General features: G+C 51.2%; 14 protein-coding genes. 9 read left to right on the top strand and 5 right to left on the bottom strand.

All coding sequences use genetic code 11. The features are described from left to right. The first annotated feature begins 113 nt into the window (after nt 1-113). The 3 genes from DXY38_RS13270 to DXY38_RS13260 all read left to right on the top strand — a co-directional run bounded on the left by DXY38_RS13270 (nt 114) and on the right by DXY38_RS13260 (nt 5,229). Entirely contained in the window at nt 114-1,088 is a 975-nt protein-coding gene (locus DXY38_RS13270; protein ID WP_115072009.1) for a helix-turn-helix domain-containing protein, read from the top strand. Nucleotides 1,089-1,464: 376 nt separating this feature from the next. After that, a complete protein-coding gene (locus tag DXY38_RS13265) occupies nt 1,465-3,876 on the top strand; it encodes a phosphoketolase (protein ID WP_115072008.1) in 2,412 nt (803 codons plus the stop codon). Between the two features lie 300 nt (nt 3,877-4,176). Next, a complete protein-coding gene (locus DXY38_RS13260; RefSeq protein WP_115072007.1) occupies nt 4,177-5,229 on the top strand; it encodes an acetate/propionate family kinase in 1,053 nt (350 codons plus the stop codon). Nucleotides 5,230-5,387: 158 nt separating this feature from the next. Here the strand turns inward: DXY38_RS13260 and DXY38_RS13255 are convergent, their stop codons facing one another. Both DXY38_RS13255 and DXY38_RS13250 read right to left on the bottom strand, forming a co-directional pair. Beyond that, nucleotides 5,388-5,717, bottom strand: a complete 330-nt coding sequence (locus DXY38_RS13255) for a multidrug efflux SMR transporter (RefSeq protein ID WP_115072073.1) — start codon at nt 5,715-5,717, stop codon at nt 5,388-5,390. A 602-nt stretch (nt 5,718-6,319) separates the two neighbouring features. Next, nucleotides 6,320-6,703 carry a hypothetical protein gene (locus tag DXY38_RS13250; protein ID WP_244279142.1) on the bottom strand — a complete coding sequence of 128 codons (384 nt, stop codon included), beginning with the start codon at nt 6,701-6,703 and terminating at the stop codon, nt 6,320-6,322. Between the two features lie 880 nt (nt 6,704-7,583). On the opposite strand from DXY38_RS13250, the gene DXY38_RS13245 reads away from it, so the two are divergent. The 4 genes from DXY38_RS13245 to DXY38_RS13230 all read left to right on the top strand — a co-directional run bounded on the left by DXY38_RS13245 (nt 7,584) and on the right by DXY38_RS13230 (nt 10,576). After that, nucleotides 7,584-8,012, top strand: coding sequence for a hypothetical protein (locus DXY38_RS13245; RefSeq protein WP_244279141.1), 429 nt, complete (start codon nt 7,584-7,586; stop codon nt 8,010-8,012). 322 nt (nt 8,013-8,334) lie between these two features. After that, complete coding sequence (locus DXY38_RS13240) at nt 8,335-8,556, top strand: hypothetical protein (protein WP_115072005.1); 222 nt, start codon at nt 8,335-8,337, stop codon at nt 8,554-8,556. A gap of 271 nt (nt 8,557-8,827) precedes the next feature. Continuing rightward, nucleotides 8,828-9,610 carry an MBL fold metallo-hydrolase gene (locus DXY38_RS13235; protein WP_170952955.1) on the top strand — a complete coding sequence of 261 codons (783 nt, stop codon included), beginning with the start codon at nt 8,828-8,830 and terminating at the stop codon, nt 9,608-9,610. A gap of 276 nt (nt 9,611-9,886) precedes the next feature. Next, nucleotides 9,887-10,576 carry an SDR family oxidoreductase gene (locus DXY38_RS13230; protein ID WP_244279140.1) on the top strand — a complete coding sequence of 230 codons (690 nt, stop codon included), beginning with the start codon at nt 9,887-9,889 and terminating at the stop codon, nt 10,574-10,576. A gap of 213 nt (nt 10,577-10,789) precedes the next feature. On the opposite strand, the gene DXY38_RS13520 is transcribed toward DXY38_RS13230, so the two are convergent. Then, nucleotides 10,790-11,023: a hypothetical protein gene (locus DXY38_RS13520; RefSeq protein ID WP_136988131.1), complete on the bottom strand. Its 234-nt coding sequence runs from the start codon at nt 11,021-11,023 to the stop codon at nt 10,790-10,792. A 152-nt stretch (nt 11,024-11,175) separates the two neighbouring features. Here DXY38_RS13520 and DXY38_RS14130 point away from each other — a divergent pair, with 152 nt between their 5' ends. Beyond that, complete coding sequence (locus tag DXY38_RS14130) at nt 11,176-11,304, top strand: hypothetical protein (RefSeq protein WP_256359575.1); 129 nt, start codon at nt 11,176-11,178, stop codon at nt 11,302-11,304. Here DXY38_RS14130 and DXY38_RS13225 read toward each other — a convergent pair. Continuing rightward, nucleotides 11,301-12,005, bottom strand: coding sequence for a response regulator transcription factor (locus DXY38_RS13225; protein ID WP_115072003.1), 705 nt, complete (start codon nt 12,003-12,005; stop codon nt 11,301-11,303). The two genes, DXY38_RS14130 and DXY38_RS13225, sit on opposite strands and share 4 nt — an antisense overlap. 931 nt (nt 12,006-12,936) lie before the next feature. On the opposite strand from DXY38_RS13225, the gene DXY38_RS13220 reads away from it, so the two are divergent. After that, nucleotides 12,937-13,242, top strand: coding sequence for a hypothetical protein (locus tag DXY38_RS13220; protein ID WP_115072002.1), 306 nt, complete (start codon nt 12,937-12,939; stop codon nt 13,240-13,242). A 121-nt stretch (nt 13,243-13,363) separates the two neighbouring features. Here the strand turns inward: DXY38_RS13220 and DXY38_RS13215 are convergent, their stop codons facing one another. Next, a complete protein-coding gene (locus tag DXY38_RS13215; RefSeq protein ID WP_115072001.1) occupies nt 13,364-14,251 on the bottom strand; it encodes a GNAT family N-acetyltransferase in 888 nt (295 codons plus the stop codon). Between the last annotated feature and the right edge of the window lie 8 nt (nt 14,252-14,259).

Here is a 14,259-nt window from a genome sequence, read left to right as displayed (position 1 = left end):
ATGGGCAGTTTTTATGGATCCCTGATTCGCTGCCCGTGAGCACTCACCCTGATTGGAAATCTTGAGGTGACCTCGCAGGCTGCGATTTAACGGCAGCTCGAATAAAATTGAACATGCTTTCGCGCATCGCTAGGGACAGTTCGATTCAGTTTGACGGCGCTTTTTCCAGCTGCCATGGCCTGCAAGAGCTGTTTCAGCCCATCTCTCCAGATCTCGTTGCGCTGCAGATGAGCCGCGGGCCATTGCAGGGGCGACTGCGCATCTATCAGCTAGGAGCCATTCGCTTCAATCTGCTGGAAACGAATCAGAGCCTGTTTCTTAGCGGAACCAGGCGAGCGAAACTCTGCACCTTGGCCTTTCCTCTCGAGGATGCCAAGGAGTCTGCGCCGTATCGCGCTCAAGGCATTCCTGTGGCTTGGCCAGCCCTGATCGGATACAACCGGCAACTCACAGATTTTGATCTGAAGATTCCTGCAGATGCCCGGCTGGTCACGATCGTCATCAGCAAGGTCGTGCTGATGGAACAGCTGTCAAAACGTGGAGGACTCCAGCGCATGCAAGAACGCTGGGAAGGCAGCAATCAATTAGAGCTGCTACCGGAACTTCGGCAGGCCTTACTCCACCAGCTCACACAGCTGATTCAGCGGGGTCAGCAAAGATTTCATCCAAAAGAGCCCGACCAGCTGATCGATACCGTGATCCGTTCTTTTGAGCAGCCCCAGGCCCGTACTTTTCTGATTGCAAACCGAGAGGCGCGGCATGAAGCAGCCATCGACCTACTGCACTGGTGTTTCAGGAACCCGATGAAAACGGTCACTGTGGCTGAACTCAGCTCTGAGCTCTTCCAATCCCGTACGTCATTGTTCCGTGGATCTCGGGAACATTTTGGACTCACACCCTTGGAACTTCAGCGCTCTATTCGCATGGATCGTGTGAGGCAACTCCTGCTTGATCCCGCCCTTCGCGCCAGTCTGGGCTTCACGGGTGTTGGCGATATTGCTGCATCGATGGGCTTCAGCAGCCGCAGTCACTTCGCTCGGCTCTACCGGGAGCAATACGGGGAACAACCACGGGACACCTTTGCCTAGAGACAGCTGTGTTCAGATTGAGTATGAAGCAACAATCGCCTACGAAAGGGCTCAGGCCCCTCTGTTTGCTTCGGTAGGGCATCTTCATGAGCTCAGACCAACGACACTTAATACCCGGCTGTGATCCCCCTGAAGCGATTTTTAATCATAGATGCACTGCTTATCATTCCTGACGACAATCCTTTTGTTGTGCAATTAGTTTTGATAAAGATTATTCGAAAGTGTAATTCATGTCTTGCTTTTGGATGGAGAGTGTTTCGGGATTGGCCTCAATGAAAAATAATGCCTATGGTTTGTATGTTCACACAATCCTTACGCCGTGAAATCGCGAAGGTGTGTGTGCGTCATCTCAACAGGCATCGCCGTAACGCGAACTATGTCCAACTCCCTTCATCAGACGACCCTCAACGCCTCTGTACCTGATGACGGGGTGCTTGAGGCACTCGATGCCTACTGGAGAGCAGCGAATTACCTCGCAGTTGGAATGATTTATTTACAGGACAACCCCCTGCTCAAGGAACCACTACGCCCCGAACATATCAAGAATCGTTTGCTTGGTCACTGGGGAAGCAGCCCAGGGCAAGCTTTTATCTGGACCCACGCTAATCGCCTCATTAATCAATACGATCTCGACATGATTTACATGTCCGGACCGGGGCATGGGGCCCCAGGAGTCCGTGGCCCGGTCTATCTCGATGGAAGCTATACCGAGCGTTACCCAGACAAATCAATCGATGAAGAAGGTCTGAGAAAGTTTTTCAAGATGTTTTCTTTTCCAGGACATGTCGGCAGTCACTGCACAGCTGAGATGCCTGGTTCGATTCATGAGGGCGGAGAGCTCGGCTATGTCCTGTCCCATGCCTGCGGATCGGTTCTTGACAACCCTGAGCTGATCACCATCGCCTGCGTGGGCGATGGTGAAGCGGAAACCGGACCCTTGGCCACCAGTTGGCATATCAACAAGTTCCTGAATCCCATTCGTGATGGTGCGGTCCTGCCGGTTCTGCATCTGAACGGATACAAGATCGCCAACCCGAGCATCCTCAGTCGGATCGATCATGAGGAGCTTGAAAACCTGCTAAGGGGCTACGGCTGGACACCGATCTTCGTTGAAGGCTCGGATCCGATGACGATGCACCGTTCTATGGCGGTTGCCATGGAGAAGGCCGTCCTTGAGATACGCCAGCATCAAGGGCAAGCGCGCAGTAGCGGCCAAGCTTTTAGGCCTCGCTGGCCCATGATCGTTCTGCGCTCTCCAAAGGGCTGGACAGGTCCAAGAGATGTTGACGGTAAAAAAGTTGAAAATTTTTGGCGGTCGCATCAGGTTCCTGTCGCTGACGTGAAAACCAATGAGTGCCATCTACGGCTGCTCGAAGATTGGATGAAGAGCTACCGGCCCTGGGAACTGTTTGATGAGAACGGAGCGGTCAAAGAGTACATAAGGCGGCAATCACCGCGCGGTGATCGCCGTATGGGCAGCAATCCGCACACCAACGGAGGTGTATTGCGAAGGGACCTTCTTTGTCCCGCGATTGAACAGTACGCCGTGGCGGTTGAAAACCCAGGTGCTACTGAAGCGGAGAACACCTATCCACTGGGAGAGGTGATCCGTGACTTGATTCGTGAAAACCCTCGTAGGTATCGCTTGTTCGGCCCTGATGAAACCCACTCCAATCGGCTTCAAGCAGTCTATGAAGTTACAAAGAAAGTTTGGATGGCGAACTTTCTCCCGGAGGATCTCGACGGCGGAGAACTCTGTCGGGATGGCTCGGTGATCGAGATGCTCTCTGAGCACACTTTGGTGGGAATGATGGAGGGGTATCTCCTCTCCGGCCGTGATGGTTTCTTCCATACCTACGAGGCGTTTGCCCATGTGATCTCCTCGATGTACAACCAACACTGCAAATGGCTGGAACACTGTGAGGAGATTCCCTGGCGGGCTCCGATCGGTTCCTGGAACTGCCTGATTTCCTCCACCGTTTGGCGCCAGGATCACAACGGTTTCACCCACCAGGATCCAGGCTTTATGGACCTGGCCGGAAACAAGAAAGGCTCGATCACCCGCGTCTATTTACCCGCTGATGCCAACAGCCTGCTGGCTGTTGCCGAACATGCCCTCACAGAGACCAACGTCACCAATATCATTGTTTCTGATAAGCAAAAACACCTTCAATACCTGACGCTTGAGCAGGCTCGGCGTCATGTAGCCAAAGGGCTTGGAATCTGGGACTGGGCTTGCAACGACGACTGCGGTACAGATCTAGATGAACCAGACGTCATTCTCGCTTCAGCCGGTGACATCCCGACCAAGGAATGTCTAGCCGCTATTGGAATCCTGAGAGATCATATCCCGCAGGTGAAAGTGCGTTACATCAACGTGGTGAAACTGTTTGCGCTGGCTCCTGCTACAGAACATCCCCATGGTTTAAGTGAGCGCGACTTCAACAGCCTGTTCCCATCGAATAAGCCCGTCATTTTCAATTTCCACGGCTATCCGTGGTTGATTCACAGGCTGGTCTATCGATGGGATCAGCAAAGTCGCTTCCATGTCCGCGGCTATAAAGAAAATGGAAATATCAACACACCTCTCGAACTGGCCATCATCAACCAGATCGACCGCTTCAATCTCGTGATCGATGTGATCGATCGCGTCGAATCTCTTGGCTCCCGAGCCGCTCATGTGAAGGAGAAAATGAAGGATGAGATCCAAAAGCATCGCGTGTACGCCCATACTCATGGCATGGATTCTCCGGAAATTAACAACTGGCGATGGACCCCTCGGCACTAAGCGTTGTCTCCCTAGATTTGTATTGATGTGACGACTTCTCAGCCTTTCGATTTGCGTAGCTCAAGTCTCGATTGCTGCACAGATCCTGAGCGGGCTGTTCTTAACAGCAAGGGTTCTTTGGACAATCTCAGCCCCAATCTGAACATCATAACTGGACCGACGGTATGAACTTTTATCCGGTTTCTGGGCTTATTGAAGTTCATAATGGCTTCTTTACAGATCACTCTTCTATCGGAAGTCATACAACAACAACTGCTATGTTGCGCCTCTCAGCAAGAAGATTAAGAGGTTTGATCGCTCATGACAGCTCTTGTTCTTGTCATTAACGTTGGCAGCTCCAGTTTAAAAGCTGCTCTTGTTGATTGCACTGGTGCCAACGTTTGGAGCTTCCATCGCAAACGCACCAGCAACGAGTCGATTAGTTCGTTCTTGGACCACTGGGTGACACCAGAGCTTGATTGCTATCGAAAGCATATTCAGCTCATTGGTCACCGGGTGGTTCATGGCGGCGAGCACTTCACCACCCCAACGCTGATTACGCCGGATTTAGAGCATGCACTTCAGATGCTCATTCCGCTTGCCCCTTTGCATAACAAACCCGCTCTCGACGGACTGGCCTGGGCCCAGCGCTGGGGGTCTGATTATCCGCAATGGGCATGCTTCGATACTGCGTTTCACAGCATGCTTCCTGAGGCCGCGCGGACCTATGCTATCCCGAAGAATCTGCGTGATCAGGGACTGCACCGCTACGGCTTTCACGGCATCAACCATCAGCATGTCTCTGAATACGTTGTGGATCACTGGCGAAAAAAGGGAGGTGACGCGTCCCAGCTGCGCTTGATCAGTGCTCATCTTGGTGCAGGAGCATCCCTTGCCGCCCTGAAGGGCGGGTACTGCATTGACACCACGATGGGATTTACCCCACTGGAGGGACTCGTCATGGAAACGCGTTCAGGGAGCATTGACCCCGGATTGATCCTTGAATTGATCCGACAGGGGTTCTGTGAAACAGAGCTAAGTCGCTTGCTTCAGCACGAGTCAGGTCTCAAGGGACTGTCCGGTCTTAGTGGAGATATGTGTGAAATTCGAGAGTCGGCTCTGGCAGGCCATCCTGGTGCTGTGCTTGCTTTAGCCGTTTTTCGCCACCGGCTCTTGCAACAGCTCGGAGCGATGGCTGCCAGTTTGCAAGGAGTGGATGTCCTTGCCCTTACCGGTGGCATCGGCGAACACGACGAAGCTCTTCGCATTGAGCTGAATGAATCACTTAAGTGGTGGGGAGAGTTCGAAACTGTTGTGGTGCCTGCCGATGAAGAAGGGATGATCGCCCGCCTTTGCTTGCGACAACATCCTTAGCTGCCAGGATTCAAACAGATTGCACTCTTTTGTGTGCCACCTGTGGTGCCTGCCGCTCTGGCTGGGAAGCCCATAAAGCCCTCAAACCGCCCTCAAAAAGCTCTCAAAACGGCAGGTATTCATGGCCATGCCTGAATGGCTCCAGGGATGGTTGAGGTCTAAGCAACGTTCATGCTGATTAAGCCAGCAATGACCAGACCTAGCCCGATCGCCATTTTCCAATTGAACGATTCTTTGTAAATGACAACCCCCAGGATTGTCACGATCGCCATGCCAAGGCCAACCCAAAGTGCATAGGCAAATCCCATTGGCAAAATATGCATACTCCTTGCAAAAATAATCAATGAAAAGATATAACCCGTTGCCGCTATGACCGTTAGCCCAAGCGAGGAAAATCCCCCTGAGGCTTTCATCGCTGATGTTCCAACTTGTTCAGAGGCGATTGCTAGCAGCAGCTCGAATAACGCCGTGCGTTTGTCTGTAGCCATCGAAGTTGAATCGTTCTCTGGCAAAGCAACTATCGCTATGAAAGCAATCATTCTGGCATTTCAGCCATCAACTCAATCTAAAAAGCGATGTTGGATTGAGCTCACTGATTTGATTTTGTATGGACATGTTCTTCCTCGTAAAATTAATTTTTAAGGGCAACCTATGGGCTGACACCAACCTGTGTCTGCCTTGTCAATGAGACCACTCTTTAGACAACTTTTTAGACCACATTTTTGTGCTCATCACCCCCGCTGGCATGGTCGCAAGCCAACATTTCTGCATGATGCAATGTTGAGGCCGCCCGCGATGCCGGCGGGCAGGTGATGCAGTTCTTGTTTCAACAGCTGCGCGCTGCCTATGGCGAACTCAGTGATGACGACTTCAAAGCGATGGTGTTGATGGCCCTCGATGAGGGCACCGATATCGCTGCGGATTAGGAGCTTGGATTCAATAGCTCCTTGAGAAACGGCCTAAGCTGAAAGCCCTGTTCATCGCCATAAGTGATGTCGTTGATGCGCCAGCTGTCCTTGCTGTCTTGGTTCATCTCGTAGAGCAAACGGCGTGGAATCCCACTGGATCTTCCGCGCAGACCCACCTCCACTTACACCTCAGCCTGGAGGCTGTTTTTCTTCCCTGCGCTGCAGCTTTTCACGTGGGCTCCGAACGTTTCGCTCTGGGTATTGCTGAACACGTCGAAGTCGAGATAGCGGCCATCACGGACGGGTGTGAGAGCCCTGGCCTCGATCAGCAACTCAAACAGTGATGGTGTGAAGCGCTGACGCTGGCTGGAGAGATCCTTCACCGGGTCAATGCGCTTCTCCATTCGCTGAACCTGCCAGCGGTAGAGCCCATCGAGTTGATTCACCACCCCAGCAGGGCAGGGGCCTGAGTTTGCTGGTATCGCCATGGCGATCAAGCTGGTCAGTAGCGGCAGGAGCATGGAGAGGGTGCGGCTGAACGCAGTTTGGCTGCGACCAGAACCCACCACTGGGATTTGAGCTGCTGAAGAACTGGTTGTCTGGCCAATATCTCAACGCCATCCAGCTCTGCAGCTTGAAAGCGATGACGCAGCTGTCATCAACACTTCATGTCAATTGTGTCCAATCACACCGCATGTTTGCTTTAAAGACGTCATCATCGACAAACGTGTACAGGTCAAGCTGACCAAGACGCGGAATCCAAATAAACGGACAAGTCAAATGAGCCGAAGAGGAATGCATCCTTTGTTGATGGGGTTAGACAAGCCCAAGAGCCCAACCAACGAAAAGAAACCAGTCGAATTGTCTGGATACGAATCCGCACAGCGCAAGCGTTTCCTACGCGCTGAAGCAGAAGAGGCCGAGCAGAGCAAAGCTTCCTGAGCTTTTGGCGCAAATGCAGTGGGCATGAAGAGGGGGGCGACAAAAGCCGCCACCGTCCTCATGACGTGGGCGCCCCACCAAGAGCGTGTCCCACACACCACTGATGGCAAAAGATCTGAGAACAGTCAACCTCCATATCAGCTGACCCGAATGGTTGAGGGGGTGACTGGTACTTGTTGAATGGGTTTATTGCCTGTGGTCTCTCTCACTTTTGAGTGCCATCCAAAACTTGGCATATGACTCTGGCGGTGCTGACCCAGGTGTAGATCAGAGCATTGAGCATGTCTTTTAACTCAGGTGGCCAGCTGATGCTCCTTCGTGGAATCAGTGACGTTGAGCAATTTTCAATGGCCAAATCGCTATCAAGAGTGAGGTGATTTCTCTTGCCTCGCCACGAGCGGGGCTTTCATTGGCAATTCATGAGATCGATTACTGCGAAGAGCGCAACCAAGCAAAGATCGGCATCATGCGCGGACTGACGCCATCCCAATGCTCCGTTCCGCGATGACGTCTGCAGCCTCTCTCCTGGCAATAGCTCTTACGAATCCTCTATTAACTGCAAATGCTGGGGAGGCCGGGCTTGAGCACTTCCAATGCAAAGCGGCAGGCACCATCACAATGACTGACGAGGAAGGTTTTCAACCCGTATCAGAGGAGATCACCGTTGCGTTGAAGGTCGAAATCGATGAGCCAAACGGAAATGTACGGATTAATCAGCCTTACTCTCAAGAGATGGATCCTTGGGGTGCAGCCATCTTTGACCGGGATGCATCCGGACGTTGGGTGGCAATTGAATTTTATCAGCAGATACTGCACACACAAGTAGAGCTGTTGTTACTCAGAAAGAGCGGGAAGTTTTATTACGCGACAAATCAGAGCAGGGTATACCCAAAGTTTTCAGAGACAGCCGAAGGTGTTTGCAGGCGTTATTGATTAATAAAAGTAATGCCCTATCAATTTGCGTCTCACCTCCTCAGGGACCTTCTGATCGCAATCAATGCTCCAGCCTCCGATGCCTGGCACGATTGAACAGAAATCAGATAAAATGAGATCGCTAATATAAGGGTGCCAGCTGGGGACATTGCATCCTGATATGGATGGGGCTTTCTGAGGCGGGGAATGCTTTAGGAAGTTGCCCCTAACCTATGCCCCTCGGCACTCCAATGACGCTGGCTGTGTTTCAGGAGCTATTGATGGCACTTGGTGGTTATGCCTTATTCTTCTATATCCTTTATAAGTTCGCAGAGTTTTCACAATGACCACCTACAAAATTATCCTTAATCAAACAACGGGAGAATCTCAAGTTGAACATACATCTGAATCCTACGATGAGATCATGAAATGCTGGGAGGAAGAGAAAAATGAGCAGGACAAGTTCAGCAAGATTGACATGGGGCTAGTTCTTTATAAGGATGATGAAGTTATAGATGACTATGAAATTATTGATGCTCAACGAGAGTGGATAGTCATTGACTAATCCCTAAGCCTGCTGTGTAGGCTATAAAGCTGGTGGCGAAATGTTTATTGAGCACAATGACTTTGTCTTTGCAGTATTGGCGAGTCACTGTGAGGCATTAAACGGAGAACCAGAAGAGTTCAACCTAGTTGAAGCTGAGCGGGACAGGCTTATGGCGTGACAGCTGGGTGTGAGTCTCTAGCCCTTTTGGGGGATCGGGCACCAGCAAAGACCACTCGAACAGGGGATTCGGATTCAGTTCGTTTCAGCGATGGTGAAGAGGCCCAGGAGAGTGGCCTCCACGCAACTCAACATTAATAAAGAGCTTAAGACCATGAGAAATACAAGCGAATTTCCTTACATGATCTTTCACCAACTTTTCGATGAAGAAAGCTCCACATTTACTTACTTTATAGCGAACGCGTGTTCTAGAAAGACTATTGTTATCGATCCAGTAAAGTCAAAAGTTGATGAGTATTTAAAGCTTATCTACGATGAGAGTTTGATCCTAGACCAAATTCTTGACACTCACGTCCATGCCGACCACATTACAGGTGGTGGATTGCTTGCTGCTCGAACTGGCGTAAGTTATGGCTTGTCTGCTAAGGCTGAAGGTAAACATGTTGATTGGCATCTCAAAAATGGTGACGAGGTTCACCTCTGTTCTGAATCCTTAGTTGCCCTTGAGACACCTGGTCATACCCGCGACAGTATGGTTTTTGTTAATCACGATAAGTCTGTATTCTTCACTGGAGACACCATGCTTATAGGTGCCTGTGGTAGGACAGATTTTCAAAACGGTAGCTCACAAGATCTTTATAATTCCATCACTAAGGTTATCTATGCATTGCCTGACGACTGTATTATTTTTCCAGGTCATGACTATAACGGACAGACTCAAACAACTGTTGGTGAACAAAAACGTTTTAATAAACGAATAAGGTCCGAGACGCGAAGGATTGAATTTGTCGAGATCATGAATAACCTTAACCTTCCCCGCCCAAAACTAATGGATATTGCGGTTCCTTTCAATCTAAATGCTGGCTTCAAACCTGTATCGATGTTTCAATACTAATCTCTGCTTTTCTTTCAAAGCTCAAGCATCTAAATAACCATGGCTAAACCAATTGCTTTAAACGACATGCTGCTCGTTGAAGTCAATCAGCTAGGGAATAGCAGGGGGCGTGATGTGTCGCTATCGATCTCCCGACTGACTATTCACCAGCCGCGCCACAAGCGGGGTTTTTTATTGCCCTGGAGACTTCTGCAGGTTGTGCCTCATCAGGTCTAGTCGTGACGAAGTGAAGGGTCTCTTGCCAAGCTGTGAGCAATTCGGCAGTCGATCGAGGCCATGACAGAACAACTGGTGGTGATTACGGGAGCGGGCGCAGGGATCGGAAAGGCTTTGGCACATGCTTTTACTGCAGCTGGTCACCCCTGTTTGTTGATATCAAGAAACCAGGAGGTGGATCCCGCATTGGCCAATAAGCCAGTGCTTTACCGGCAGCTCGATGTCTCCGATGCCCAAGCGCTGGGGGATGCCATTGCATCAGCAGAGAGTCAGTACGGGCCCACTGGCTGTCTGATTAACAACGCAGGGATGATCCACATCGGCGGACTGGACAGTCTCAGCCTCGAGCAGATCAATGAGGAACTCGACACCATGATTAAAGGGGTGACAAATGGCATTCACCACGTTTTGAAAGGAATGCGTGAACGTAAATGCGGAACAATCATCAATATCAGCTCCATTGGTGATCGCAAGCCTGCGCCAGGAGCACCTGTGTATCACGCTTGCAAACACGCCGTGCGTTCATTGGGCGAGAGCCTGAACATGTCCGAGGCTGAGCACAACGTCCGTGTGATCAACCTTGCGCCTGGGCTGATCCGAACAGAGATTCATCAAAAGATGGGGATCAGGTTGAGGAATACTGCGAAGTGCTTGGCAATCCCACTTTCATTGAACCGGAAGAACTCGCCAAAATTGTCCTTTTCTGCTGGCAGCAGCCACAACACATCTGCATCCGAGATATCGCAGTGATGCCAACTGATTGTGGATTCTGATTATTGCTCTGGAGTCTTCCGAGGGATATGGCTCACGAGGTCGGTATTGCAGGGCATGGAAGGGATGTAGTAGTTGAGCTTAAATCCGAATAGATGGTGCCCTTATTGGATGATCTGGAGAGGGTCAGGCCGATGGCTTGGCAGCTGAGAGTGAGTCTCTAGTCCACATGTGGGCATGCGTTAATAGAAGCTAACTACAGATTGCTTTAAGTTCTGTATCTACTGTGTTAGTGATAGGTTTCGGTTGATCTGATAGAACAACTCCGCTTAAAACAACAAAGGGATTAGCCGCTGTTGATTGACGATAGCTTTCAGCTGCTGTATGGCACCTTCTTAAATCACTTACACCTAATGCATCAAATACAACCATAAGACCAGCAATAGAGGCGATCAATCCGCCAAATACAAGAATACGATTTTTCATCAATGGTTTGAATTTCCCCTGAATCCATCATCATGGTTTTTTTGCGATATTGCTTCCCCCATCCGAGGGATCATCTAGGTGATCTTGTTCCCCAAATGGGGGAAGTGCTTTCGCCTTTACTCAGCGACGGTGAATGCAGATAACTCACAACCATGAACGCGATACCCCTTGTGGTTGCCCTGGTTGGAATCGTGCCGATTACGGGCTGCAGTGGCGGGACAGCCGCTATTAATCTGCCTACTGAGTACTTAAGAGCCCCGCCAGGAGTGGGATTTTTTTAAATATCAGCTTCAATCAAGCCATGCGTCAAGGCAAAGACGGCTGCCTGAGTTCTGTCTCTTACCCCAAGCTTGTGAATCGCTGTACTGACATGGCTTTTCACGGTTTCAGCAGAAACGAAGAGTGAATCAGCAATTTCAGTGTTCCTCATCCCTCGGATGATGCAGCGAATGACGTCTAGCTCTCTTTCCGATAAGGGATCGACCAGCACTGGTGCAGGTTTCACCTTTGCTGTAGCAGCTTCTCGCACAGCCCTTGGATAGTAAATGCCTCCGCTATTGGTCGTGCTTAAAGCGTGAATGAAGTCACCGTCGCCAGTGCCTATGGATGACATGAACATCACACCATCAGCTCCTGCTTCCATTGCTTCCTGGACTACTTCTGGCGTTTCTCGCTGTAGAAAGATCAGTGCCTTTAGGTCAGATGAATGTTCCTTGGCTTTTTCTATCAGCCTTATTCCATAACCCATCTCAAGGTCTTCGCTTGTCATCAAGATATCTGGATGGGTCTCTCGCAATACCTGTAAGGCTTCATCCTCAGTAGTTGCACCACCCACCAGTGATTGCAGAATCGGCGTGCAAAGACAGAGTGCGGAAAGAGTGAGTCTGTTTTTGGAGCAGACCAACACCTTTTTATCTACCAGCAGCTTCTTGCATGCATCTGCTGCCTTCTGGAGTGGCAGCTCGGATGGGTTGATCCTCACGTATTAGAAACTGGCAGCCACATCAGGATAGATGTGGCTTGATTCCAGCCACAAACCAGATCTCAAGCTCCCTGGACCAGATCAATCATCGTTTAGACGACATCGAGTCCGTCTTGAAGGTGATTTTGAAAGCACTTCAGGGCTAGTACCTCCAGACTGAACTGCCCGGCTACTTATCAATGCGAGTGTTTCTGGCCGCTCTCTTCTCACTGGCAGCCTTCGCAGTCGTCTTGGCCACTGGGGCGAAGGGATCGGACAGCTTCACAACGCACATTGGCTCTCGGGTTCCTCCTGTAGAAGCAGGTTGCTACAAGACAGGCGATGTCCGAAGCGATGAGGGCAAGGTGCTGAATGTCTATAGGTGCCCCATTTGAGCAGAGTGCTTTGCAATGGTCCAGGCGTTAGTGGTGCTGCAAATCGAGCTTTATCTATAAGTGCCAAATTGCGTCAGGGTCGCCAAGTTGCTTCGTATTCAGCAACAACATCTTGATGGAGTTCCACTGGGCTCTGTCTCGTTAGTAGTTAGAGAGATGCCTTTTTGGTTTGAAGACAATCTGTCATCCACGCAAAAGACACAATTCAGCGCAGGGTCGATCGGAGGAGCCGTTGGCTTTTTGATTGGTTACGGCCTTGGAAGGATCAAGCCTTGATATTGACTTACTGGCTGCAACTTGAGCTTGTGAGGTGCATGAAGTTGGTGCTTCTTTGGATTCTTGCCCCAGGTCCGCCAATATTTTTGGCGATTGGGCGTTGGCCTGATTGGCTTGCTGTCATTAAGAAGCCTGTTTCGATGTCTTTATACGGCCGTTCTTTCAGCTGATTTTTTCTTCCCACAATTGAGGGGTTTTGTGGTGTCTTCTTTCTCCCTCACTTGAGGGATGACTGTGTTGTGATCACCAGCGATGCTCAGGACATCTCTCTCTGATTGGATATGCCCTTGCGTTTCATTCCGAACGATGAGTTGGAGTTGGAACGCATTCCTGATCCGGATGGAGATCTCTGGGGGTGGGAGCGCTTTGCTCACACACTCAACGGTTATCACGTGATGGGTGGGTTTGAGCCATGCGCTGCCCAAGCGAATTCCGGTTCTCCATCCACCCTCACCGAGCTTCGCTGCGCCTTGTTCTTTGAAGCGCGCCGCGATCGCCACAGCGGTGGCATCTCCACCAATGAGGAAACCATCCAACAATTGCTTCGGGCGATTAGGCAGAAGGTGGAAAGCAGGCAAATGGATTGAGCTTTGCTTGCTAATGCCTTGCCTATGCGTAGCTCTTTCTTGCTTCACCAACCACGACGGGTTTGTGGCGCCGTTCGGTTGGAATCTTCTGCAGCGCTGCCGTTAGCTCTGATCGAGAAAATCAGCCCAGCTCGAGGCAGGCCAGGCCATAGACGTTGCCATCGTGGCCTTGCGGTTGCGGCATCACGCCCTTGTACATGCGCACCGTTGTGGCCATCGGTTTGAAGCCTTTCGCCTTGGTGATCGTCTTGGCGGCAAGGTTGAAGCCGGGGGTGTCGATCAGCACCACTCCCTTGTGGCGGTCCATGGCGTTGTTCAGCAACAGCGATGCCATGGCCTCTTCTTCTGCCAGCAACGGACCCACCCGCCAGCCTTCGCCAATGGGGAGCAGACAGGGGCGAATGCGCACGTAGCCATGGCATTCACCCTTGCCATCCATGGCCACAAACACTTCCCCGGCCTTATGGCGCAGCCACTGTTCAAGAAAATGGGGCCTCGGGCTGATCTCATGGCGTTCGTCGTAACGCTGAATCGCCTCGAGCGAGACGTCGCGCAACGGCACAACGCTGATGTCGCTGCGGAGCAGCAGGCTGGTGTTTGGGTGTTCTGATTGATCGCTGAGGCACATCTTCTGCCGGCGCGTGGTCACGCAGTCCTTCTCGAAACCGGCCTTCTCGTAGAAGCTCACCATCTGGACCGCAGCTTCCAAACCGATGCAATCCACGTTGCTCAGCGTTTCCAGCGCGTGTTCCCACAAGCGACGCCCCACCCCCTGGCCCTGATACTCCGACTTCACCGCAAACAGGCCGATGAAGGCATAGCCGGGGTTGTATGTCACCGCGGCGATGCAACCCACAGGCTCGTTGTCGAGCCATGCCAACCAGATCCCTTGGCGATCGGTGTTGGCATAGATCTCGATGTCGCCCACTCCGGGTGCGAAATCCTGTTCACGAGCCAACCTTGTGACCACGTCTAGGTCGGAGGGCGTGAACGGTTTGATCTCCAGCATCAACCCTC

Source organism: Synechococcus sp. UW179B, assembly GCF_900474245.1.
GTDB lineage: Bacteria > Cyanobacteriota > Cyanobacteriia > PCC-6307 > Cyanobiaceae > Synechococcus_C.
Note: the sequence above shows the minus strand (reverse complement) of the source record. Positions and strands in the feature narration are given on the sequence as shown.